This is a genomic window from Telluria mixta (assembly GCF_029223865.1).
Taxonomy (GTDB): domain Bacteria; phylum Pseudomonadota; class Gammaproteobacteria; order Burkholderiales; family Burkholderiaceae_D; genus Telluria; species Telluria mixta.
Map to the genome: position 1 here is coordinate 2,433,808 of NZ_CP119520.1, position 22,922 is coordinate 2,456,729.

Consider the following 22,922-nt stretch of genomic DNA (forward strand, 5'->3'; position numbering starts at 1 on the left):
CGAAGGCATGCAGGTAAAATGTCGGGGTTCGCAATCCGAGAGCCGCCATGTCCACCTTCGAAATCCCCGACACCCTCACCATCACCCGCCCCGACGACTGGCACTTGCACCTGCGCGACGGCGCGGCCATGGCCAGCGTGCTGCCGCACAGCGCGCGCCAGTTCGCCCGCGCCATCGTCATGCCGAACCTGAAGCCGCCCGTCACGACGGCCGCGCTGGCCGCCGAATACCGCGCGCGCATCCTGGCCGCGCTGCCGCAAGGCATGAGCTTCGAGCCGCTGATGACGTTGTATCTGACTGACAACACGGAACCGGACGAGATCCGCCGCGCGCGCGACACCGGCTTCATCCACGGCGTGAAACTGTACCCGGCCGGCGCCACGACGAATTCCGCCGCCGGCGTGACCGACCTGCGCAAATGCTATAAAACGCTGGAAGTGATGCAGGAACTGGACATGCCGCTGCTGACGCACGGCGAAGTCACGGACCAGCACATCGACCTGTTCGACCGCGAAGCCGTGTTCATCGAGCGCGTGATGCGTCCGCTGCGCCGCGACTTCCCGGAGCTGCCGATCGTGTTCGAGCACATCACGACGAAGGACGCTGCCGAGTACGTGGCCGAGGCCGAAGGCCCGATCGCCGCGACGATCACCGCGCACCACCTGCTGTACAACCGCAACGAGATCTTCAAGGGCGGCATCCGCCCGCACTACTACTGCCTGCCGGTGCTGAAGCGCGAAGAACACCGCCTGGCGCTGGTGACGGCCGCCACGAGCGGCGACGAGCGCTTCTTCCTCGGCACCGACTCCGCGCCGCACGCCGTCCACACGAAGGAAGCCAGCTGCGGCTGCGCCGGGTGCTACACCGCGCTGCATGCGATGGAGCTGTACGCCGCCGCCTTCGAACAGGCCGGCGCATTGGATAAACTGGAAGGGTTCGCGAGCCTGAACGGCCCGGCCTTCTACGGCCTGCCGGTGAACGAGGGCACGATCACGTTGAAGCGCGAAGCGTGGACCCTGCCGGCAACCGTGCCGATGGGCGAGCAGGAGCTCGTCCCGCTGAACGCGGGCGAACAGATCGGCTGGAAGATGCTGTAACGGGATGTTCCCCGAGATCGACTGGACGCGGCCGTGGTACGACACGGTGCGTCCCGCCTTCGACAGCCCGCCTGCCGGTCCGTTCATCGATGCGTTCAACGCCAATGCGGCGCGGCTCGGGCTGGCCAACGACAAAGGCCAGCCGATCCGCTTCGTGCCCCAGGCAGACCTGCCGGAGGGTATGGCATACGAGGCGTTCATTGGCGCCACGGGCTGCGTGCCCACGCGCGAGAACCTGCACGATTTCTTCAACGGCCTCGTGTGGCAGACCTTCCCGCGCATCAAGCGGGAGCTGAACGCCCTGCAGGCCGCGCAAATCGCGCAGGCGGGCGTCGGCAAATCGCGCGGACCGGCGCGCGATGCCGCCACCATCTTTGACGAGAACGCGGCGCTGCTCGTCGTCCGCGACGATGCCGCGGGCCACACGCTCGTCGACGACCTGCGCGCGCACCAGTGGCGTTCGGCTTTGTTCGACAAGCGCGCGATGTTCGGACGCGATGCCGAGCTGTGGCTGTTCGGGCACGCGCTGATGGAAAAGCTCGTCGCGCCGCGCAAGGCGATCACGGCCCATGTGCGCGTCGTGTTCGCCAGCGACGATTTTTTTGCGCTCGACCATGAAGGACGCCGCGACTGGATCGACGCCGCGGTGTCCAAGGCGATAGCGGCCGAAGGCTTGTCCACGGCCGGCTTCACCCCGCTGCCCGTGCTGGGCGTGCCGGGCTGGTGGCCGGACCAGGACGAAGCCTTCTATCTCGACCACACCGTGTTCCGGCCCAAAAGGCCGGTCAGCACCACTGAAGGAGGACACCATGACCGATAAGGTACGTTGGGGCATCCTTGGCACGGGCAAGATTGCCAAGGCCTTTGCCACCGCATTGAAGGACACGCCGGATGCGCAGCTCGCCGGCGTCGGCTCGCGCAACCTGGCCAGCGCCGAAGGGTTCGCCCGCGAATTCGGCGGCACGGCTTACGCATCGTACGACGACCTCGTGAACGCGCCCGACGTGGACCTCGTCTACGTCGGCACGCCGCACCCCATGCATTACGAGAACGTGCGCCTCGCACTGGAAGCCGGCAAAGGCGTCCTGTGCGAAAAGGCCTTCACCGTCAACCGCCGGCAGGCCGAGGAACTTGTCGAGCTCGCGCGTTCAAAACACCTGTTCCTGATGGAGGCGATGTGGACGCGCTTCCTGCCCGCGCTGGCGGAAGTGCGCCGCATCGTCGATTCGGGCGAGATCGGCACCGTGCGCCAGGTGAACGCGGACCTCGGCTTCAAGGCCGATTTCGGGCCGGAGCACCGCCTGTTCAATCCGGTGCTGGGCGGCGGCGCGCTGCTCGACCTGGGGATCTATCCGCTGTCGATCGCCGTGGCGCTGCTGGGGCCCGTCGATACCGTGCTGGCCCACGCCGACATCGGCCCGACCGGCGTCGACGAGCAGACTGGCATCCTGCTGCGCCACAGCGGCGGCGGCATGTCCGTGTGCAGCTGCTCGTTGCGCGCGCGCCTGCCGAGCGAGCTGACGATCGCCGGCGAACGCGGTCACGTGCGCATGAACACCATGTTCTACCGCGCGCAGACCGTGACGGTGGTGCGTGCCGACGGCATCTCGCGCACCGTGCCCACGCCGTTCAGCGGCAACGGCTACGTGCACGAAGTGATCGAGGCGCAGCGCTGCTGGCGCGCGGGCCTCGTCGAAAGTCCGGGCATGACGCACGCGGACACGCTGGCGCTGATGGGCGTGATGGACGAGATCCGGCGCCAGATCGGCCTTTCGTACGTAGCCGATCATTCATAAACAACCAAGGAGAATTCATGAAACGCGACCCCCGTTCGACCAGCCGCATGCGGCGCCTGAATCCCCGCCAGCGCAAGAAGCTGCGCGTCGGCGAATTCAAGGAACACTGCTTCGACGTCGAACTCGTCTTCCACAGCCCGATGCGCGGCGAGCCGTATCACGACTTCATCAACGACTTCTTCGGTGCGCTGGAAGAGCGCGGCCTGCTGGGCGGCGGCTTCGGCGGCCGCGAGCCGTTCAGCGAGACGGAAGGCGTCGTTGCCCGCATCGAGCGGGGCTCGCCGTCGGAAGAGGACCGCGAAGCCGTGATCGCGTGGCTGCGTGGGCGGCCGGAAGTGGTCGATGCGCGCGCGAAGGATTTCAAGGATGCGTGGCACGGCTACGGGTTCTAATAAGGCTGAGTTGTAAGGATGTGTCAGCGCGGTAACGGATTGTAAAGCCCGTCAACAGACGGGCCGGCCGCGCCGTTTTAGGGACAAGTGCAGCGCAAAACGACCTGCACCGAACCCCAAAAACTCTGAGGACCCTTCATCATGAAAAAGACCATTGCTACCCTGATCGCCGGCCTGTTCGCAACCGCTGCCTTCGCCCAGGCGCCTACGCCTGCCGCCACCACGCCGGCCGCGGCCAAGGTCGAAGCCAAGCAGGAGAAGCAGGCCGCCAAGGCTGAAGTGAAGGAAACGAAAGCCGCCACGAAAGCCGACGTCAAGGAAGCCAAGAAAGAAGCCAAGGCCGACGTGAAGGAAGCCAAGGCCGACGCCAAAGCTGAAGTGAAAGAAGCCAAGGTCGACGCCAAGGAAGTCAAGAAAGAAGCCAAGGCCGACGTGAAGGAAGCGAAAGCCGACGCCAAGCACGTCAAGGCCGAGCACAAGGCTGAACTGAAGGCTGAGCACAAGGCAACGACCGTCGCCGCCGCCAAATAAGCGGTTCGTTACGCAGTTACAAAGCCCGCGCGATGCGGGCTTTTTTGTTTCCGCTTCTCGCGAAAAAAGTCCCATGCGGCTTCCGCGACTTCCAGGTCCGCGTTCTGCAGGCCGGTCAGCCAGTTGATGAAGCGGGGATAGCGTTTCAGGCGGCTGGGTTCCGCATGGCCGGCACCCGTGATCCGGTACAGGCCGACCTGCAATCCATCCGGTTCCTGGCCCCACATGAGACGGGTGACGCTCGTCCTGGCGCGCGGGTCGCTCACCGGCAGCCGCACGACGTCCGGCGTGTCCGGCAAGCCCGCCAGTTCGCGCCAGGCGTGCGCGGAATCCTCGATCCCGCGCACCGGTTCGGCGAAGCCGAGCGCATACCAGGGCTTGCCGCCGTGATAGTGGATCAGCGGGTCGGCCGTGCAGCCGAAGATCAGCACCGGCAGCGGCGTCGTGGGCGCCTGCGTGCGGCCGGGCGGCGGCATCCCCGCCAGCACGACCGAGAATGCGGCCAGGCGATGCGGGAGCCGCGTCGCCGCGGCATACGCCATCCAGCCGCCGCGCGACACGCCGATCAGGTAGACGCGCGCCGGGTCGACGCCGTGGTGGGCGATCGCGTGGTCGATCAGCGCGTCGATGCAGGCGACGTCATCCTTCCTGGCCACGCGTGCTTCCGACGCGAAACAATCGCTCCAGCCGCCCTTGCCGGCGTCCGGCGCGATCACGACGAGCTGCTCGCGCGCCGCGATGTCCAGCCAGACGGACAGCGGGGACGGCGGATACGCCAGCCCCAGCACCTGCTCCGCCAACGCGCCGGCGCCGTGCAGCACGATGACCAGCGCCCGGCCGCCGGGTGCCGCGCCGGGCGGTGCCGCGACGAGGTAGCGGCGCGGTCCTTCGGGACGGGCGAGCGAGGCGGGCAAGGGAACGAGGCTGGGCATATACGTCCTTTTACTTGGCGATGGGAAATCGTTGCATCGGTTGTAAGTATCTGTCAACCACGTAACCGTTTGTAAAGTTCGTCAACACACGGACGGCAGGGTTCGTTGATGGCATAAGTCACACACAACGATGTGCAATTTGACCGACAACCAAAGGACCCTTCATCATGAAAAAAACCATTGCTACCCTGATCGCCGGCCTGTTCGCTACTGCAGCTTTCGCCCAGGCGCCTGCTTCCAAGCAAGCGGTGCTGGTCGACAACGCCAACGTGAAGGCAACGAAGACCGAGACGAAGGCAGCCCCGGCCGAAGCCAAGGCAGCGCAAGCCGACGTGAAGGAAGCAAAAGCCGATGCGAAGACGGCCAAGACGCACGCCAAGGATGCGAAGGCGAGCGCCAAGCATGCGAAAGCCAAGACCAAGCATGCCGTGAAAGAAGACACGGCCGCCACGACGGCACCGGCACCGGCTGATGCAGCCGCTCCCGCCACCCCGGCTACCCCGGCCGCTCCGGCCTCGTCGGCTGCCATGGGCAGCTCGGGTACCTCGGGCACGTCGGACGCGTCGGCGACCCCGGCGACCCCGGCTGCTCCTGCCACGCCGGCTACCCCGGCTACCCCGGCTACCCCGGCACCGGAAGCTGCACCCGCTCCTGCCGCGCCGGTCACCCAGTAAGCCGGAAGCCCTCCTCACGAAGCCCGCGCGATGCGGGCTTTTTCATGCCCCGGTCTCATCCGCATGCATCGCGTGGAACAGACCGGGACTGACACCGAAGCGCCGCGCGAACGCTTTCGACAGCTGCCCCGGCGTCGCATATCCCGCCTGCGTGGCCACCGTCTTCAGCGCCATCGACGTCTGCAGCAGCGTGCGCGCGTGGTCGAGGCGCAGCGTCTCGACGAAGCGCGCCGGCGTCTCGCCCAGCGCATCCGTGAAGCGGCGATGGAAGGTGCGCGGCGACATGCCTGCGCGCTCCGCCAGGCTGGCCACGTCGAGCTCTCCATCAAGATGCGTGCGGATCCAGTCGACAAGGCCCGCGAACGGGCTGTCCGCTTTTTCCTGCGCCGCCAGCACGGTACTGAACTGCGACTGGTAGCCGGGCCGCCGCGCATACAGCACGAGCCGGCGCGCGATGGCGTTGGCGACGGCGTCGCCCAGGTCGCGCGCGACGAGCGCCAGGCACATGTCGATGCCGGTGGTGACGCCGGCCGACGTCCACACGTGGCCGTCTTCTACGTACAGCGCGTTCGCGTCGACGTCGACGTCGGGATGCCTGCGCCCGAGGGCGTCCGTCGCTTCCCAATGCGTGGCGACGCGCCTGCCGTCCAGCAGGCCGCACGCGGCCAGCGCGAACGCGCCCGTGCACACGGAGCCGTAGCGGCGCGCGCGGGCGCAGGCACGCCGCAGCCACGCCTGCGCGGCCGCGTCCTGTGCGAGCGCCTGCAGGCTGCGGCGGCTGGAGCCGGCGACCAGCACCGTGTCCATGGCACCCGGCTTCACGCTGGCCAGCGGCTTCGTGACGACCGCGAGGCCGCAATTGCTCGTCACGTGGCCGCCTTGCGGCGACAGGATGTGCACGCGATAAAAGGCATGGCAGGCGGCGTCGTTGGCGGCGCCGAACACGGCGGCGGGACCGGTGACGTCGAGCACCTGGACGTCGTCGAACGTGATCAGCGCAACCTGGCGCGATGTGGAAGGCATGGCAGGAATCGACACAAGTTTGACATTGCTGCCAATGCTAGCCGCTTTCTAGAATGGGGTCATCCTTCATCCACAACGGAGCCCGACATGAATATTGGATTTTTGCTGTTCCCGCGCGTGACCCAGCTCGACCTGACCGGTCCCGCCCAGATCCTGAGCCGCGTCCCCGGCGCCCAGGTCCACCTCGTGTGGAAGACGCGCGATCCGGTGCCGACCGACGTCGGCTTCACGATCAACCCGACCACGACGTTCGACGATTGTCCGCCGCTGGACGTGCTGTGCGTGCCGGGCGGCTTCGGCATCGAGGACCTGTTCGGCGATGCCGATACGCTGGCCTTCCTGCGCCGTCAGGGAGAGCATGCACGCTACGTCACGTCCGTGTGCAACGGCTCGCTCGTGCTGGGCGCAGCCGGACTGCTCGACGGCTACCGGTCTGCCTGTCACTGGATCTGGTTGCCGTTCCTGACGCGTTTCGGCGCCGTGCCTGTCGCGGAACGCATCGTGCGCGACCGCAACCGGATCTCGGGCGGCGGCGTGACGGCGGGGATCGACTTTGGCCTTGCGCTGGCGGCCGAGCTGGCCGGCGAAGACGTCGCGCGCACGATCCAGCTGGCGCTCGAATACGATCCGCGGCCGCCGTTCGATGCAGGCTCGCCGCAGGGCGCCGGGGCGGAGCTCGTGGCGCGCTACCGCGAGATGGTGGCGCCGCGGCTGGCGCGGATCGAGGCGGTGCTGGCGCAAACGGCTGAGCTGTAAGTGTTTGTAAATCGCGTCAACAGCGGGGCAGGGTGGGCCGTTTCCAGCACAAGTGAGACGCAAACGTGCATCACTGCCTACCCAACACCACGAGGACCCTTCATCATGAAACGTACCATCGCCACCCTGATCGCCGGCCTGTTCGCCACCGCTGCCTTTGCCCAGACCCCGGCTCCGGCCCCGACGACGACGCCGGATTCGGCCACGCCGCCGGCCGTCGCCAAGGCCGAAGCGACGCACGAGAAGCAGGAAGCGAAGAAGACCACGAAGCACGTGAAGAAGGCCAAGCACGCGAAGAAGGCCGAGACCAAGGAAGCCGCGAAGGATGCGGCGGCCGATACGACTGCGCCGGCTGCGACCAAGTAAGCAAGATGTACCGTCGCCCCCGCGCAGGCGGGGGCCCAATTTGTGAGCGTGCCACTGCGCGTAAAACTTGGATCCCCGCCTTCGCGGGGATGACGTTTTAGGGCCGCGGGGATGACGTTTTAGGGCTGCGGGGATGACGTTTTGGGGCAGCGGGTCAGACTTTAAGAAACTCTTCCCGCCCGCCCAGCCACCGCTGCAGGTGCGCATCGACGATGGCCTCGGCTTCGGGCCGGTCGGACTCGAGCAGCCACGCCGCCACGTCGCGCGCCTGCTCGACGATCCACTGGTCCGTCTCCAGGTTTGCGAAGCGCAGCATCGCCTGGCCCGACTGGCGCGCGCCGAGGAACTCGCCGGGGCCGCGGATTTCCAGGTCGCGCCGTGCGATCTCGAAGCCGTCGGTCGTCTCGCGCATCGTCATCAGGCGCTGTTTCGCCACAGGCCCCAGCGGGCTCTGATACAGCAGCAGGCACACGCTGGCGGCGGAACCCCGGCCCACGCGGCCCCGCAACTGGTGCAGCTGCGACAGGCCGAAGCGCTCGGCGTGCTCGATCACCATCAGCGACGCGTTGGGTACGTCCACGCCCACCTCGATCACCGTCGTCGCCACGAGCACGTGCACCTCGCCGGCGGTAAACGCATCCATGATCACCTGCTTCTCGGCCGGCTTCATGCGGCCGTGCACGAGGCCGACGACGAGGTCGGGCAGGGCTTCCGCCAGCGTCTCGTAGGTCTCGGTGGCCGTCTGCAGCTGCAGCGCTTCCGATTCCTCGATCAGCGGGCAGACCCAGTACACCTGCCGGCCTTCCTGCGCGGCCGCGTGCACGCGCTCGATCACTTCGTCGCGCCGGTTCTGATCGATGGCGCGCGTGACAATGGGCGTGCGGCCCGGCGGCAGTTCGTCGATGACGGAGACTTCCAGGTCGGCGTAATACGTCATCGCCAGCGTGCGCGGGATCGGCGTCGCGGACATCATCAACTGGTGCGGGACGAGGCCATCGGACCCCTTGTTGCGCAGGGTGAGGCGCTGGCCGACGCCGAAGCGGTGCTGTTCGTCGACGAGCACGAGACCCAGCTTCGCGAACTGCACGGTGTCCTGGATCAGCGCGTGCGTGCCGATCACGAGGTGCGCTTCGCCCGATTCCGCCATCTCGCTGGCCGCCGTCTTTTCCTTCTTTTTCAGGCTGCCCGTCAGCCACGCGACCTTCACGCCCAGCGGTTCCATCCACGCGGCGATCTTGCGGAAGTGTTGCTCGGCCAGGATCTCCGTCGGCGCCATCAGCGCGGCCTGGTAGCCGCTGTCGATGGCCTGTGCCGCCGCCAGCGCCGCGACGACGGTCTTGCCGCTGCCGACGTCGCCCTGCAGCAGGCGCTGCATCGGGTAATCCTCGCGCAGGTCGCGGCGGATCTCTTCGACCACGCGCTGCTGCGCATTGGTCAGCTTGAACGGCAAGGCCTGCAGGAACGACGAGGACAGCTCGCCCACCGCACCCAGCACCGGCGCCCCCTTTTCACGGCGGGCCTGCTGCGCGCGTTTCAACGACAACTGCTGCGCCAGCAGTTCGTCGAACTTCACGCGCGTCCAGGCAGGATGGCTGCGTTCCGTCAGCGCGTGTTCGTCGACGTCCGGCGGCGGATAGTGCAGCAGGCGCACGGCGGGCTGGAACTCGGCCAGGTTCAGTTTCTCGCGCACGGCGCGCGGCACGGTGTCGGTCCAGTCCACGCGCTTCATCGCGTCGGCGATCGCGCGCCGCAATATCGTCTGCGACAGCCCTTCGCCGGCCGGGTACACGGGCGTGAGGGAGTTCGGGAGCGGCGCGCCCTCGTTGACGATTTTATACACCGGGTGGACCATCTCGGCGCCGAAGAAGCCGTGCCGGACCTCGCTGCGGGCGCGTACGCGCGTGCCCTCGGCCAGCTGTTTCACCTGGCTGCCGTAGAAATTCATGAAGCGCAGCTGGATGTCGGACGTCTCGTCGGCGATGGTCACCAGCAGCTGGCGCCGCGGTTTATACGCGATTTCGTTCTTCGTGACGACGCCTTCGACCTGCGACACGTGGCCGCCGCGCAGGCAGGCTTCGCGGATGGGCACGATCTGCGTCTCGTCCTCGTAGCGCATCGGCAGGTGCAGGACGAGGTCCATGTCCGTGCGCAGGCCGAGCTTGGCGAGCTTGCTCTCGATGCTTTTTGCTGCGGGTTTGTCTGCGGCTTTGGCCGCCGGTTTGGCATTCGTGGCTGGCATGGCGGTTCGTTGGCGCGTGTTGTCGGCTTATCAGGATTTGGGCATAACGGTTATGGCCTGCGCCCGCCGGCCGGAATCCGGGTGTAAAATAATGGGTTCGCCGCACGCTGTAGCCCATATTGTAAGGCGCCACGCCGAGTTTTTCCCAGATGAGCAAAACGTACTCCCTCTCCGACTTCGATTTCGACCTGCCGCCCGAGCGCATCGCCCAGGTGCCGCTGCCCGACCGCAGCGCGTCGCGCCTGCTGCAGCTGGACGGCGACCGCATCACCGACCGTAAATTCTCCGACATCGTCGACCAATTGCAGGCCGGCGATACGCTCGTGATGAACAATACCCGGGTGCTGAAGGCGCGCTTCTTCGGCCAGAAGGACACCGGGGGCCAGGTCGAGGTGCTCGTCGAGCGCGTGCTCGACCCGCGCACGGTACTCGCGCAGGTGCGCGCATCGAAGTCGCCGAAGCCCGGCTCGCGCATCCGCCTGGCCGATGCGTTCGAGGTCGGCGTCGGCGAGCGCGCCGGCGAGTTCTTCACCTTGCACTTCGACGGCGACGTGTTCGAGCTGATCGAGGCCCACGGCCGCCTGCCGCTGCCGCCGTACATCGAGCATGACGCCGACGATTTCGACGAGCAGCGTTACCAGACCGTCTATTCGAAGGAACCGGGCGCCGTCGCCGCGCCGACCGCCGGCCTGCACTTCGACGAGGCGCTGCTCGACAAGGTCGCGGCGAAGGGCGTGCGCATCGCGTACGTGACCCTGCACGTGGGCGCCGGCACGTTCCAGCCCGTGCGTGTCGAGAACCTCGCCGAGCACAAGATGCACAGCGAGTGGTACACGATCCCGCAAGAGACCGTCGACGCCGTGCGCGCCGCGCGGGACGCCGGACGCGATGTCGTCGCCGTCGGCACGACGTCGCTGCGCGCGCTGGAATCGGCGTCGCAGTCGGGCGAGCTCGTGGCCGGCAGCGGCGACACCAACCTGTTCATCACGCCGGGTTACCTGTTCAAGACAGTCACCCGCCTGATCACCAACTTCCACCTGCCCAAGTCGACGCTGATGATGCTCGTCTCGGCCTTTGCCGGCTACGACGAGATCCGCGCCGCATACGCGCACGCGATCGCCAGCGAATACCGCTTCTTCAGCTACGGCGACGCGATGCTGCTGACGACGCATTCGCGGGCAACCAAGACGAATTGAACCCATGCTCGAATTTACCCTCCTTAAAAAAGACACGAGCGGCCTGTCGCACGCGCGCCGCGGTCGTTTAAAACTGAACCACGGCACCATCGAGACGCCGATCTTCATGCCCGTCGGAACCTATGGCTCCGTCAAGGCGATGGCGCCGAACGAGCTGAAGGACGTGGGCTCGCAGATCATCCTCGGCAACACGTTCCACCTGTGGCTGCGCCCGGGCACGGACGTCATGGACAAGTTCGGCGGCCTGCACGGCTTCATGGGCTGGGACAAGCCGATCCTGACCGACTCCGGCGGCTTCCAGGTGTTCTCGCTGGGCGCGATGCGCAAGATCACGGAAGAGGGCGTGAAGTTCGCGTCGCCCATCGACGGCTCGCGCCTGTTCCTGTCGCCGGAAATCTCGATGCAGATCCAGCGCTCGCTGAACTCGGACATCGTCATGCAGTTCGACGAGTGCACGCCGTACGAGATCGACGGCCGTCCGGCCACGAGCGAGGAAGCGGCCAAGTCGATGCGCATGTCGCTGCGCTGGGCGCAACGCTCCATGAACGAATTTAACAAGGGCGAGAACCCGAACGCGCTGTTCGGCATCGTCCAGGGCGGCATGTACGAGCGCCTGCGCGACGAATCGCTGGCCGGGCTGGAAGAGATCGACTTCCCCGGCCTGGCCATTGGCGGCCTGTCGGTGGGCGAGCCGAAGGAAGACATGATGCGCGTGCTGCAGCACGTTGGCCCGCGCCTGCCGGAAAACAAGCCGCACTACCTGATGGGCGTCGGCACGCCCGAAGACCTGGTCGAGGGCGTGGCGAACGGCGTCGACATGTTCGACTGCGTGATGCCGACCCGGAACGCGCGCAACGGCTGGCTGTTCACCCGCTTCGGCGACCTCAAGATCAAGAACGCCCGCTACAAGGACGACCAGTCGCCGCTGGACGAGTCGTGCTCGTGCTACTGCTGCAAGAATTTCTCGCGCGCCTATCTGCACCACCTGCACCGCTCCAAGGAGATCCTGGGGGCGCGCCTGAACACCATCCACAACCTGCATTACTACCTGAACCTCATGCAGGAGATCCGCGACGCCATCGATGCGGATCGGTTCCACGCCTTCCGCCTGCAGTTCAACGCAGACCGCGCCCGCGGCGTGTGATCCCACGTTGGGTGGGCACGGGGTGCCCACCCTACAATTAATTTTCCGATAACGTCTTGCATTCGGGCACGCCGTTCCCACATGGCGGGAAACTGGCTGTTGCAAGTTTGCCGGTGCTAGAATACAGCGCTTGTTTTTTCATCTCATAATCGGAGTCCTTGTGTTCATTTCCAACGCTTACGCGCAAACCGCCGGTGCAGCCGATCCGGGTCTGATGGGTAACCTCACCACGTTCGCCCCGCTGATCCTGATGTTCGTGGTCATGTACTTCCTCATGATCCGTCCGCAGCAGAAGCGCCAGAAAGAACTGAAAACCATGATGGACGCGCTGGCCAAGGGCGACGAAGTCATCACCGCCGGCGGCCTGCTGGGCCGTGTCTCGAAGGTGACCGACACGTACGTGACCGTCGAAGTGGCGGCCGGTACCGAAGTGGTCGTGCAGAAGAACGCCGTGACCGCGCTGCTGCCGAAGGGCACGCTGAAGTCCCTGTAATCCGGCCGCGCGGCCAGAGCGCCGCGCTTCCCGCCCGATCCTGAACGCTGGAACATCATGAATCGTTACCCCCTCTGGAAGTACATACTGATCCTCGTGACAGTGCTTGTTGGCCTGCTGTACACGGCGCCCAACTATTTCGTCGACTCGCCGGCCCTGCAGGTGACGACCTCCAAGGCGACCGTCAAGGTCAACAGCGACACGGCCGCCCGGGTTGCCGAAGCGCTCAAGCGCGAAGGTATTCCTGCCGACGCCGTGGGTCTGGAAGGATCGGGCGACAGCGCTTCCGTGCGTGCGCGCTTCGCGACCCCCGATATCCAGTTCAAGGCCAAGACCGCGCTGGAGCGCGACCTGAACCGTGACCCGGCCGACCCCGACTACATCGTCACCGTCAACCTGGTCAAGAACACGCCGGCCTGGATGCAGGCCATCAATGCCAAGCCGCTGAACCTGGGTCTCGACCTGCGCGGCGGCGTGCACTTCCTGCTGCAGGTGGATGCGAAGGCCGTGCAGGAGACCCGCGTCAAGGGCGTCCTGTCCAGCGTCCGCAGCGAGCTGCGCGACAAGAGCATCCGCCACGCCGGCATCGACCGCGTCGGCAACAACATCGAGATCAAGTTCCGCGACGAGGCCACCCGTACGCAGGCCCGCAACGCGCTGGCCCAGAACGCCGACCTGGCGTTTGCCGACGCCGCCGACGGTTCCGACCTGAAGCTGATCGTGACCCTGAAGCCGGCCGCGCTGCAGCGCGTGGTGGAAGAGGGCGTCAAGCAGAACATCAGCGCGCTGAGCAAGCGTATCAACGAACTGGGCGTGAGCGAGCCCGTGATCCAGCAACAGGGCCGCGACCGCATCGTCGTCCAGCTGCCGGGCGTGCAGGACGTCGCCCACGCGAAGGACATCATCGGCCGCACCGCGACGCTGGAATTCCGCGTGACCGACGATACCGTCACCCCGGGCACCGAGCTGTCCGCCGCGATCCCGCTGAATTCGGAACTGTTCACCGAAGGCGCCGGCGCGCCGGTCGTCGTGTCGAAGGACGTCCTCGTGAGCGGCGATTCCGTCATCAACGCCGTCGCCGGCTTCGACCAGAACCAGCGTCCGGCCGTGAACATCGAGCTGAACGCCGAAGGCGGCCGCAAGATGCGCGCCATGACGCGCGAGCGCGTCGGCAAGCGCATGGCCACGCTGCTGAAGGAGAAGGGCAAGTACAACGTGCTGCAGGTCGCGACGATCCAGAGCGAATTCGGTGCGAACTTCCAGACCACCGGCATGGCCAGCCCGCAGGCCGCCGCCGAGCTGGCGCTGCTGCTGCGCTCCGGCGCGCTGTCGGCCCCGATGGAATTCGTCGAGGAACGCGTCGTCGGCCCGCAGCTCGGCGCCGAGAACATCGCCAAAGGCCTGCATTCCACGCTGTGGGGCTTCGTGGCGATCGCGATCTTCATGATCATCTACTACCAGCTGTTCGGCTTCTTCAGTGTCGTGGCGCTGGCGTGCAACCTGCTGTTCCTGCTGGCCCTGCTGTCGATGCTGGGCGCGACCCTGACCCTGCCGGGTATCGCGGCAATCGCGCTGGCGCTGGGTATGGCGATCGACGCTAACGTGCTGATCAATGAACGCATCCGTGAAGAACTGCGGGCGGGTAACACACCGCAGGCGGCGATCTCGGCCGGTTTCAGCCATGCGTGGGCGACCATTCTCGACTCGAACGTGACGACCCTGATCGTCGGCCTGGCGCTGCTGGTGTTCGGTTCGGGCGCCGTGCGCGGCTTCGCCGTCGTGCACTGCCTGGGCATCCTGACGTCGATGTTCTCGGCCGTGTTCCTGTCGCGCGGCGTCGTGAACCTGTGGTACGGCCGCAAGAAGAAGCTCGGCAAGATCGCCATCGGCACCGTGTGGAATGCGGATGCCGCCGCGGCCAAGGCGGCCGTCAAGAAAGGATAACCGGGGTAGAACATGGAATTTTTCAAGATTAAACGGGACATCCCGTTCATGCGCCACGCGTTGATCTTCAACGTGATCTCGGCGCTGACCTTCGTCGCCGCGGTGTTCTTCCTGGTGACCAAGCACCTGCACTTCTCGGTCGAGTTCACGGGCGGTACCGTGATGGAACTGCGCTATCCGCACGCGGCCGACCAGGAAAAGATCCGCCACACGCTGGAAAAACTGGGTTACGAGCAGCCGGAAGTGACGAGCTTCGGCACCGCGCAGGACATCATGCTGCGCCTGCCGATCCGCAAGGAGGTCGCCGGTTCGGGCACGTCGGCTACCGTGTTCAACGCGCTGTGCGCGGCCGAATCCGGCACGCCGAAGCAGGTGCAAATCACCACCGACAAGGGCGAGAACGTCGCCCGCACCAGCTGCGTCAACGCGGCGGGCGCGGAGGTGCTGAGCCAGCAGCGCGTCGAATTCGTCGGCCCGCAGGTCGGCGACGAGCTGGCGCAGAACGGCCTGAACGCCCTGATCATGGTGGTCGTCGGCGTGATGATCTACCTGGCCGTGCGCTTCGAATGGAAGTTCGCCGTCGCCGCGATCGTCGCCAACCTGCACGACGTCGTCATCATCCTGGGCTTCTTCGCTTTCTTCCAGTGGGAATTCTCGCTGACGGTGCTGGCCGCGGTGCTGGCCGTGCTGGGTTACTCCGTGAACGAATCGGTCGTGATCTTCGACCGGATCCGCGAGACCTTCCGCAAGGAGCGCAAGCTGTCCGTGACCCAGGTCATCGACCACGCGATCACGAGCACGATCTCGCGTACGATCATCACCCACGGCTGTACCGAGATGATGGTCCTGTCGATGCTGTTCTTCGGCGGCCAGACGCTGCACTACTTCGCGATCGCGCTGACCATCGGTATCCTGTTCGGTATCTACTCGTCCGTGTTCGTCGCGGCCGCCATCGCCATGTGGCTGGGCGTCAAGCGCGAAGACCTGATCAAGCCGATCAAGGCCAAGGACGAAACGGACGGCGCCGTCGTGTAAGTACGCGTATCGTCCTGGACTGCGTAAAAGCAAAAGCCGCCCGGCCTGGCCGTGGCGGCTTTTGTTTTTTTTGCATTGTGTGAAGCAGCGCACAGAGCGCCGACACAAGGCGGCCTTAAGATGGACTCGTCTCTTTCAGGACATCCCTAGTTTTGGACTTCACCCGCTCCCGCAAGGAGCGGGTTTTTTTTTATCCGGCCGGCGGCGGCAGCGGGATCCCTTCCGCGCGCGCCAGGCGCTCCAGCGCCGCCTCGAGGATCATGCGGGCCTGGCCCGCGGACTGGTGCAGATCCAGGTGGACTTGCGCGTCCGCGCTGTTGCGCGACGCGCACTGGGCGCTGTAGCGCTCGAAACTCCCGACCATCAGCAGCAGTTCCGCCATGTGGCGCGGGCATTCGCAGGCCAGCGCGCTGCTCGCGCCCGTGATGCCGGCCAGCGTCTCTTCGTCGAAGCGCGGGCCCGTGGGCAGGGCGTCGGCGGCGCGGGCCGGCAAATGCTGTCCTTCCAGCGCCTGCCGGCACAACGGCACCAGTTCACCCATTTCGGATGGCACGCGCGCCACGAGCCAGCCTTGCGCCCGCAGCGCGCGGATGGTCGCGCTCGGGCTGAAGCGGTACAGCACGACGACGGCCGCCGCATGCAGGGCGCTGCTTGCCGCTGCGATCATCGGGATCGCGTGCTCGTCGAGTTCGGACAATTCCACCAGCAGCACCTCGGTGCGCAGGTCCGGCCCCAGGCACTCGGCCGGTTCAAAGCGCGAGCAACTGGCCCGTACGTTCAGCAGCAGGGTGTCGTGCGGGCTCGCGGCGATCCGGCGTGCGAGGCCCAGGCCGATGACGACGATGTCGATGGGCCGCACCGGCATGCCGTCGCGCGCGCCGCCGCCGCCCAGCGTGCGCAATTCGTCCGTGGACAAATGGGCCAGCTGGCCGATGGGATGGCCACGGTCGACCAACTGCTTCAACAGGCCGAGGCGTTGCACCTGATCCGCCGTGTACAGCCGCTGGCCGCTGGCCGAGCGGCGCGTACCCGAGATGTCGTAGCGTCTTTCCCACACACGCAGGGTTTCCACCGACAGGCCGGCCAGCCGGGCCGCTACGCCGCTGCGGTAGGTCAAGTCACTGGCATTGTCCTGGGGTTGCTCGTCGATTGCGTCCATATGAACCGAAATTGAACAGGAAAGCTTGGATTATATCGGTTCAAGTCATGGACGCTGATGATATTTGCATCTACATTGGCAGTGTGTAGCAACCAAGCTGGTGGGCCGTCCTTGGCGGGACGGCCCTTGGCGCCACCTGCGGGTGGCGTTTTTTTTGCGGCCACGCACGAATTAGTCAAAATATTTAACAAATGTGAGTTCACGCACAGAGTGCTCGCGCTGTGGGAACTAAGATGGACTCGTCTCTTTCAGGACATCCCTAGTTTTGGACTTTGCCCGCTCCTCGGAGTGGGCATTTTTTTTATCCGGATGCCACGAAAAAAAACGTCGTCCGTGCTTGCGCAGGGACGACGTCGGTGCAGCAGACCCGTTGCCGGGTCCGGGGAGGGGGAATTAGAAACCGTATTTCAGGCCGACGGTGTAGACGTCAGCCTTGGCGCCGAAGGCCTTGTCCTTGCCGTAACGCTCGTACTCGGCGTTCAGGGCCAAGTTCTGGTTCAGCTTGTATTCGACGCCGACACCGCCGTACAGGCCCGTGTCATAGTTGTTGACCTGGCCGCCCAGGCCGCTGTACTTGCGTTCGTTGTACGACAGGCCTGCCTTGCCGTAGCCGGTGAAGCGCTCGCCCAGGGGCAGGCTGTACTTGCCGGCGACATAGGTGCCGGAACCTTTCACGTTACCGCCGGGGATGTCCTGCTTGTCGAAGTTCGTGTAGCCGGCTTCGACGCCCCAGTTCTGGTCGAATTCATAGCCGCCGTAGATCTTGGCGTTCGTGTGGTAATCGTCGGTCGACTTGTTGTCCGCGGTGGCGGCACCGATGCCGACATAGGCGTGCGGCGTGGTGGTCTGGGCTTGAGCGGCGCCGGCGACGGCGGACGTGGCGATCAGTGCGAGCAGCAGTTTCTTCATGGTTCACTCCTTGGTGTTCTCGGGCTCGCGATTCGTCGTGAATCGCAATATGGTCAAGATAGCACCGTGTTTCCCTAAGAGAAGTTCTTAAACGGTAAGGAATGTAACAAGATGAAAGTAAGTGACTCGAAAGTCACAAATGGTCGAAACGACGCCGGCCGCATGCAGCGGCCGGTGTCGATGTGAGGAACGGGAATCAGGCCAGGGCGGCCGTGAGGCTGTTCACTTCATCCTCCGATTCCTGGAGGATGGTTTTCAGGGTGCCTGCGCCGACGGCGAAGTCGATGGTGGCGCCTACCTGGATGCCGGGCACGCCGGGATCGCGCTCCAGCAGCGGCGACGCGACGGGAGAGAGATCGTTGGCCAGCAGCAGCGTGTCGCCCAGGGTTTCGGGCGGCAGGGCGCGCATGCCGTTCCACAGCGCTTCGATAGCGCCCATCACGGGGGCGGGCACGCCCAGCTTGAGCAGGACGCCGCGGCCGATGGCGGTCTCGCCGTGCTCGATCCATTCGTCGGCGCCGCCGTCCAGCAGGCCCGGGAACTCGGCCGCGCGCGACAGCAGATAAAAGCCGCCGACCTCGTGCACGATGCCGGCGAACATGGCCGTTTCCGGATCGACGAACGACACGCGCCGCGCGATCACCTGCGACAGCGCGGCCACGTGGGTCGAGTGCAGCCATAACCGATCGGCCTTGGCGCGCAACCCGGGGTCGTGGATTTCGCCCGCGAGCTGGCGCACGATGACGGCGGCAGCGAGCGCGCCCAGCGTCCGGAAGCCCACGCGCTGCACGGCCGCCTTGACGTTGGTGACGTCGTTGCCGAAGCGGTTATAGGCGGCCGAGTTGGCGATGGCGACGGTGCGCGCGGCCAGCAGCGGCTCCGTCTGCACGAGGCGCGCCGCTTCGTCGATGTGGCATTCCGGATCGGTCAGCGCGCGCTGCAGCTTGAGCGTCGCGTCGACGTGGGTGGGGAAGTGGAGGTCGCCGCGCCCGGCTTGCGCGGCAATGCTCTTGAGGGCGTCGATTCTGTCCATGGGAAAAAATTATACCCCCAGGAACTTCGTCAAGGCTCGCTGAAAATGGCGTCGCAGCCCTCTTTCGGTTCCTCGGTATCCTGCAGCTCGTCGATGAGACCGAGGTCGAACAATTCCTCGACCGCGTTCATGAAGCTGTTCAGGGTGGCGGCGCCGATCAGGCGGTAGATCTCGCCGGCATCGTTGCGCACGCCGATCACCATCGGTTCCTCGCGCACTTCGGCGGGCGTTGCCACGTCCAGCAGCAGGTTGCCGATGATGTGCTTGTCGAAATGGGGAGGCTTCTTGCCTTCGAGTAGTGCTGTATTCATATCATCCTTCGTCGGCGGGAACATGCCCGCCCGGTGTGACCAGGCCCGGCGTATCGAGCCGGGTGCGCAGCCGGCGCAGCGCGTGGTCCAGTTGTTCGAAATCGCCGTCGCCATAATCGGCGAACAGCTGCTTGCCGTGTGCGACCACGGCCGGAAACACGTTGCGGAACAGGGTATCCCCTTCCGCCGTCAGGCGCACGAGGAACGAGCGCTTGTCGTCGCAATTGCGCGCGCGTTCCACGAGTCCTTTCTGCTCGAGGCGGTCGATGACGCCGGTCAGCGTCCCCTTCGTGATCAGGGTCCGCTCGCCCAGTTCCTTGTAAGTCATGCCGGGCGTGTTGCCGAGGGTGGCGATGATGTCGAATTGCGGATGCGTCAGCCCATGCCGGCGCACCGGTTCGGCGACGAAGCGCTCGAACCCTTGCAGGCATTCGGCCAGCAGGCGCACACTCTTCAGATATCGTTCACCCATGAAACGATTATAGCCGCCGGCGCGGACAGGCCCCAGTCTTCGTCGTTGCGGCCGCGTCCGTTACCATAGCAATCTTGCCAGACTACATTCAACGTTTCATGACCCAGCATCTGCGCGGCATCCTCGCCCTCGTCGTCGTCGTCCTCGTGTGGGGGACGACATTTCCCGCGATGAAGGAACTGACGGCATATTTTTCTCCCGTCTGGATCATTCTGACCCGTTTCGCCATCGCGACGGTGCTCTTGTCGCCGTTCCTGTGGCGCGCACGCCGCTCGGACCTGACGCTGGGCGGCATACTCGGCTTGCTGCTGTTCTTCTGCTACCTGTTCCAGGTCGAAGGTCTCGCGCTGACGACGTCGAACCGCAACGCGTTCATCTGCGGCCTGAACGTGCTCGTCGTGCCGCTGCTGGGCTTGCTCGGCGGACGCCTGCCGGAACGCCACATCGTCATCGCGCTGCTGCTCGCGATCGCGGGACTCGTCTCGCTGTGCTGGGATGGCGGCGGCGGCTGGGGCCGCGGCGACACGCTCGCGCTGCTGGCCGCGCTCACCTTTGGCGCCTACATCAAGGTCATGGAGATGTATACGCGCCGCGCCGTCCGCCTGATGACCGTGACGGCCGCGCAGATCGGCACCGTCGCCGTGTGTGCCGCGTTGTGGCTGTTCGCGCGCGAGGTGCCGCGGGGCGCGCTCGGCGTCGAGGACGCGGCGAATTACTGGACCTATATCGGCCATGGACTGTTTCACTACTCGCCGAATTTTGCCTACCTGGGCGTGCTGTGCACGGCCGCCATCATCTCGATGCAGGCTTGGGGGCAGGCGCGCACCAGCGCCAACGAGGCGGCCGTCATCTATGCGTTCGAGCCCGGCGGCGCCGCGTTCTTCGCGTATTTCTGGCTGGGCGAGGCGATGGGCGGCCGGGGGTGGCTCGGCGCGGCTTTGTTGATCTCCGGTATGATAGTCAGTCAATGGAATGCCGAAAGCCGGCCGGCCGCCGCGCTCGCCCCCGAGTGATGACCCCTGTTTGTCCCGATGCAGCAAGCTGAATTATCCCGCCTCGCGCTGGAGGCGCCGCTGCGCGTGCTGCTCGTGCATGCGGGCGAGCCGGATTCGCTGACGTGGTCCGGCCTCGTGCAGCCGCTGCGCCTGGCGGCCAAGGTGCTGGGGCCGGAACGCCTGCACGTGGACGTGCGCACCCCCGACAAATTCGCGGCCGACCAGCGCCACTGGCACCTCGTGCTCCTCGTCGCCGACGAGGCCGAGGCCGGGTTGCGTCCCGCCAACCTGCGCATGGTCATCTCCCGCTGCCGCGCGGCGCCGTGCTGGGGCGGCGTCGGCGCGGGCGTGCTGTGGCTCGCGGAGGCGGGCGCGCTGAACGGTGCGCGCGCGGCGTTGCCGTGGTCGCTGTATCCCGACGTCGACATGCGTGCCGACCAGGCCTTGCTGAGCCCACACCTGTACGAGATCGACGGCGCGCGCCTGACGAGCTGTGGCGGCGCGGCCAGCATCGACTTCGCGCTGACCCTCGTCGACCTGCTGTTCGGCGCGACGGTGCAGGCGCAAGTGAAGGAAATCCTGTGCGTGGACCGCGTACGCGGCCCGGACGAGCGCCAGCGCGTCGCCCTGCAAGCCCGCTTCGGCGTGCTGCAGCCCAAGCTGACGGAAGCCGTGACCCTGATGGAAGCGAACATCGAGGAACCGCTGTCGACCGACGACATCGCCCAGCTGGCGGGCGTGTCGCGCCGGCAGCTGGAGCGCCTGTTCAAGCAATACCTGGGCAGCCTGCCGTCGCGCTACTACCTCGAACTGCGCCTGCAACGGGCGCGCCAGTTGCTGCGCGACACCAACTACTCCATCGTGCAGGTGGGGCTGATGTGCGGCTTCTCGTCCGGCTCCCACTTTTCCACCGCCTTCGGCGCGCTGTTCGGCAACACGCCCCGCGAAGAGCGCCAGCGCAAGCTGAGCCAGTAAACACCGGGGTCAGAGCCCGATTTTGGGCAATTTCCAAAATTCGGGCTCTGACCCCGGTTTATGTTGCTCGTCCAAAAATGAAAATGCCTGTCGCAGTTTGGAAAGAACGGCAAGGATTGGCTTCTCTATAATGAGTCGCTCGGCGCGGCTGCTGGAGTCCGCGCAACCTTTTATTTGGATGAGGAAAACGTCATGAATGCTAAGCTCGACTCGGGTGTCGCCACGCGGCCTGTCACACGCCAGACTTTCGACGAGGTGCTCGTCCCGACCTACGCACCCGCCGCGATGGTGCCCGTGCGTGCTTCGGGCCTGGACGTCTGGGACCAGGACGGCAAGCATTACCTCGACTTCACCTCCGGCATCGCCGTCTCGAGCCTGGGTCATTGCAACCCGGTCGTCGTCGAGGCGCTGACCCGCCAGGCCAACACGCTCTGGCACGTCGGCAACGGCTATACCAACGAGCCGGTCCTGCGCCTGGCGTCGGCCCTGATCGAGGCCACGTTCGCCGAGCGCTGCTTCTTCGCCAACTCGGGCGCGGAAGCCAACGAAGCCGCACTGAAGCTGGCGCGCAAGTACGCCCACGGCAAGTTCGGCCCGCACAAGTCGCGCATCGTGTCGTGCTATTCCTCGTTCCACGGCCGCACGCTGTTCACCGTGTCGGTCGGCGGCCAGTCGAAGTACACCGAAGGCTTCGAGCCGCTGCCGCCGGAAATCAACCACATCAACTACAACGACATCGAGTCCGCACGCGCCGCCATCGGCGATGACGTGGCCGCCGTGATCGTCGAGCCGATCCAGGGCGAAGGTGGCGTGATCCCGGGCGACATCGAATTCCTCAAAACGCTGCGCGAGCTGTGCGACAAGACCGGCGCGCTGCTCGTGTTCGACGAAGTGCAGTCGGGCGTGGGCCGTACGGGCACCTTCTACGACTACATGAACGTCGGCGTGACCCCGGACGTGCTGACCACGGCCAAGGCCCTGGGCAACGGCTACCCGATCGGCGCGATGCTGACCACGACCGAGATCGGCCAATACCTGGCCGTCGGCAGCCACGGCACCACGTACGGCGGCAACCCGCTGGCGACGTCGGTGGCCCTGGCCGTGATCGAGCAGATCAACCAGCCGGCTTTCCTGGCGCGCGTGCGCGAGGCGAGCGGCAAGATCGTCGCGAACCTGGAAAAGCTGGCCGCCGACTACCCGCAGCTGTTCACCAAGCCGCGCGGCAAGGGCCTGCTGCTCGGCCTGCCGATGGCCGACGGCTACAAGGGCAAGTCGAAGGACTACACCAAGGTCGCGGAAAAGCTCGGCCTGATGCTGCTGATCGCCGGCCCGGACGTCGTCCGCCTGGCCCCGGCGCTGGTCGTGTCCGACGAGCAGATCGCGGAAGCCGACCGCATCATGCGCCAGGCCGCCGACGCGTTCCTCGCCGGCTAAGCCGTATTACCCGGCC

At 65.8% G+C, this 22,922-nt stretch carries 24 protein-coding genes; 16 read left to right on the top strand and 8 right to left on the bottom strand.

The genetic code is table 11. From position 1 onward, the window contains the following. The first annotated feature begins 47 nt into the window (after nt 1-47). The 5 genes from pyrC to P0M04_RS10840 all read left to right on the top strand — a co-directional run bounded on the left by pyrC (nt 48) and on the right by P0M04_RS10840 (nt 3,816). On the top strand, nt 48-1,097 hold the full coding sequence (gene pyrC / locus P0M04_RS10820; protein ID WP_259450492.1) for a dihydroorotase: 1,050 nt from the start codon (nt 48-50) through the stop codon (nt 1,095-1,097). Nucleotides 1,098-1,101: 4 nt separating this feature from the next. Further along, the gene (locus P0M04_RS10825; RefSeq protein ID WP_259450493.1) at nt 1,102-1,917 is read left to right on the top strand and encodes a DUF3025 domain-containing protein; all 816 of its coding nucleotides are present in this window, start codon (nt 1,102-1,104) and stop codon (nt 1,915-1,917) included. Further along, nucleotides 1,907-2,893 (top strand): Gfo/Idh/MocA family protein, encoded by a 987-nt coding sequence (locus tag P0M04_RS10830; protein WP_259450494.1) that lies wholly within the window; start codon nt 1,907-1,909, stop codon nt 2,891-2,893. Before P0M04_RS10825 ends, P0M04_RS10830 begins: the two co-directional genes overlap by 11 nt. A gap of 17 nt (nt 2,894-2,910) precedes the next feature. After that, nucleotides 2,911-3,285 carry a 50S ribosome-binding protein YggL gene (locus P0M04_RS10835; RefSeq protein ID WP_259450495.1) on the top strand — a complete coding sequence of 125 codons (375 nt, stop codon included), beginning with the start codon at nt 2,911-2,913 and terminating at the stop codon, nt 3,283-3,285. 141 nt (nt 3,286-3,426) lie between these two features. Then, nucleotides 3,427-3,816, top strand: coding sequence for a hypothetical protein (locus P0M04_RS10840; RefSeq protein ID WP_259450496.1), 390 nt, complete (start codon nt 3,427-3,429; stop codon nt 3,814-3,816). Nucleotides 3,817-3,824: 8 nt separating this feature from the next. On the opposite strand, the gene P0M04_RS10845 is transcribed toward P0M04_RS10840, so the two are convergent. Then, nucleotides 3,825-4,748, bottom strand: coding sequence for a CE1 family esterase (locus P0M04_RS10845; RefSeq protein ID WP_259450497.1), 924 nt, complete (start codon nt 4,746-4,748; stop codon nt 3,825-3,827). A gap of 167 nt (nt 4,749-4,915) precedes the next feature. Between P0M04_RS10845 and P0M04_RS10850 the strand changes: the two genes are divergently transcribed. After that, nucleotides 4,916-5,422, top strand: coding sequence for a hypothetical protein (locus tag P0M04_RS10850; RefSeq protein WP_259450498.1), 507 nt, complete (start codon nt 4,916-4,918; stop codon nt 5,420-5,422). Between the two features lie 42 nt (nt 5,423-5,464). Here P0M04_RS10850 and P0M04_RS10855 read toward each other — a convergent pair whose 3' ends face one another. Continuing rightward, nucleotides 5,465-6,445, bottom strand: coding sequence for a GlxA family transcriptional regulator (locus P0M04_RS10855; protein ID WP_259450499.1), 981 nt, complete (start codon nt 6,443-6,445; stop codon nt 5,465-5,467). Between the two features lie 87 nt (nt 6,446-6,532). Here P0M04_RS10855 and P0M04_RS10860 point away from each other — a divergent pair, with 87 nt between their 5' ends. Both P0M04_RS10860 and P0M04_RS10865 read left to right on the top strand, forming a co-directional pair. After that, nucleotides 6,533-7,201, top strand: a complete 669-nt coding sequence (locus tag P0M04_RS10860; RefSeq protein WP_259450500.1) for a DJ-1/PfpI family protein — start codon at nt 6,533-6,535, stop codon at nt 7,199-7,201. Nucleotides 7,202-7,306: 105 nt separating this feature from the next. Next, on the top strand, nt 7,307-7,567 hold the full coding sequence (locus P0M04_RS10865) for a hypothetical protein (RefSeq protein ID WP_259450501.1): 261 nt from the start codon (nt 7,307-7,309) through the stop codon (nt 7,565-7,567). Nucleotides 7,568-7,721: 154 nt separating this feature from the next. Here P0M04_RS10865 and recG read toward each other — a convergent pair whose 3' ends face one another. After that, a complete protein-coding gene (gene recG / locus P0M04_RS10870) occupies nt 7,722-9,806 on the bottom strand; it encodes an ATP-dependent DNA helicase RecG (protein WP_259450502.1) in 2,085 nt (694 codons plus the stop codon). A 149-nt stretch (nt 9,807-9,955) separates the two neighbouring features. On the opposite strand from recG, the gene queA reads away from it, so the two are divergent. The 5 genes from queA to secF all read left to right on the top strand — a co-directional run bounded on the left by queA (nt 9,956) and on the right by secF (nt 15,618). Next, nucleotides 9,956-11,002 (top strand): tRNA preQ1(34) S-adenosylmethionine ribosyltransferase-isomerase QueA, encoded by a 1,047-nt coding sequence (gene queA, locus P0M04_RS10875; protein ID WP_259450503.1) that lies wholly within the window; start codon nt 9,956-9,958, stop codon nt 11,000-11,002. 4 nt (nt 11,003-11,006) lie between these two features. Beyond that, nucleotides 11,007-12,146 carry a tRNA guanosine(34) transglycosylase Tgt gene (gene tgt, locus P0M04_RS10880; RefSeq protein WP_259450504.1) on the top strand — a complete coding sequence of 380 codons (1,140 nt, stop codon included), beginning with the start codon at nt 11,007-11,009 and terminating at the stop codon, nt 12,144-12,146. 160 nt (nt 12,147-12,306) lie between these two features. Beyond that, a complete protein-coding gene (gene yajC, locus P0M04_RS10885) occupies nt 12,307-12,639 on the top strand; it encodes a preprotein translocase subunit YajC (protein WP_036234629.1) in 333 nt (110 codons plus the stop codon). 57 nt (nt 12,640-12,696) lie between these two features. After that, on the top strand, nt 12,697-14,583 hold the full coding sequence (gene secD, locus P0M04_RS10890; RefSeq protein ID WP_259450505.1) for a protein translocase subunit SecD: 1,887 nt from the start codon (nt 12,697-12,699) through the stop codon (nt 14,581-14,583). Nucleotides 14,584-14,595: 12 nt separating this feature from the next. Beyond that, nucleotides 14,596-15,618: a protein translocase subunit SecF gene (secF, locus tag P0M04_RS10895; protein ID WP_259450506.1), complete on the top strand. Its 1,023-nt coding sequence runs from the start codon at nt 14,596-14,598 to the stop codon at nt 15,616-15,618. A gap of 190 nt (nt 15,619-15,808) precedes the next feature. Here secF and P0M04_RS10900 read toward each other — a convergent pair whose 3' ends face one another. The 5 genes from P0M04_RS10900 to P0M04_RS10920 form a co-directional block, all read right to left on the bottom strand. Further along, entirely contained in the window at nt 15,809-16,777 is a 969-nt protein-coding gene (locus P0M04_RS10900; RefSeq protein WP_259450507.1) for a MerR family transcriptional regulator, read from the bottom strand. Between the two features lie 393 nt (nt 16,778-17,170). Further along, on the bottom strand, nt 17,171-17,686 hold the full coding sequence (locus P0M04_RS10905; protein WP_259450508.1) for a porin family protein: 516 nt from the start codon (nt 17,684-17,686) through the stop codon (nt 17,171-17,173). A gap of 196 nt (nt 17,687-17,882) precedes the next feature. Next, entirely contained in the window at nt 17,883-18,719 is an 837-nt protein-coding gene (locus P0M04_RS10910; protein ID WP_259450509.1) for an HDOD domain-containing protein, read from the bottom strand. Nucleotides 18,720-18,748: 29 nt separating this feature from the next. Beyond that, nucleotides 18,749-19,030 (bottom strand): hypothetical protein, encoded by a 282-nt coding sequence (locus tag P0M04_RS10915; RefSeq protein WP_259450510.1) that lies wholly within the window; start codon nt 19,028-19,030, stop codon nt 18,749-18,751. Nucleotide 19,031: 1 nt separating this feature from the next. Then, a complete protein-coding gene (locus tag P0M04_RS10920) occupies nt 19,032-19,502 on the bottom strand; it encodes a MarR family winged helix-turn-helix transcriptional regulator (protein WP_259450511.1) in 471 nt (156 codons plus the stop codon). A 98-nt stretch (nt 19,503-19,600) separates the two neighbouring features. Here P0M04_RS10920 and P0M04_RS10925 point away from each other — a divergent pair, with 98 nt between their 5' ends. From P0M04_RS10925 to P0M04_RS10935, 3 genes are all read left to right on the top strand, one after another. After that, nucleotides 19,601-20,515 carry a DMT family transporter gene (locus P0M04_RS10925; RefSeq protein ID WP_259450512.1) on the top strand — a complete coding sequence of 305 codons (915 nt, stop codon included), beginning with the start codon at nt 19,601-19,603 and terminating at the stop codon, nt 20,513-20,515. Nucleotides 20,516-20,533: 18 nt separating this feature from the next. After that, nucleotides 20,534-21,472, top strand: coding sequence for a GlxA family transcriptional regulator (locus P0M04_RS10930; protein ID WP_259450513.1), 939 nt, complete (start codon nt 20,534-20,536; stop codon nt 21,470-21,472). Nucleotides 21,473-21,664: 192 nt separating this feature from the next. After that, complete coding sequence (locus P0M04_RS10935) at nt 21,665-22,906, top strand: acetylornithine/succinyldiaminopimelate transaminase (protein ID WP_259450514.1); 1,242 nt, start codon at nt 21,665-21,667, stop codon at nt 22,904-22,906. The last annotated feature ends 16 nt before the right edge of the window (nt 22,907-22,922 follow it).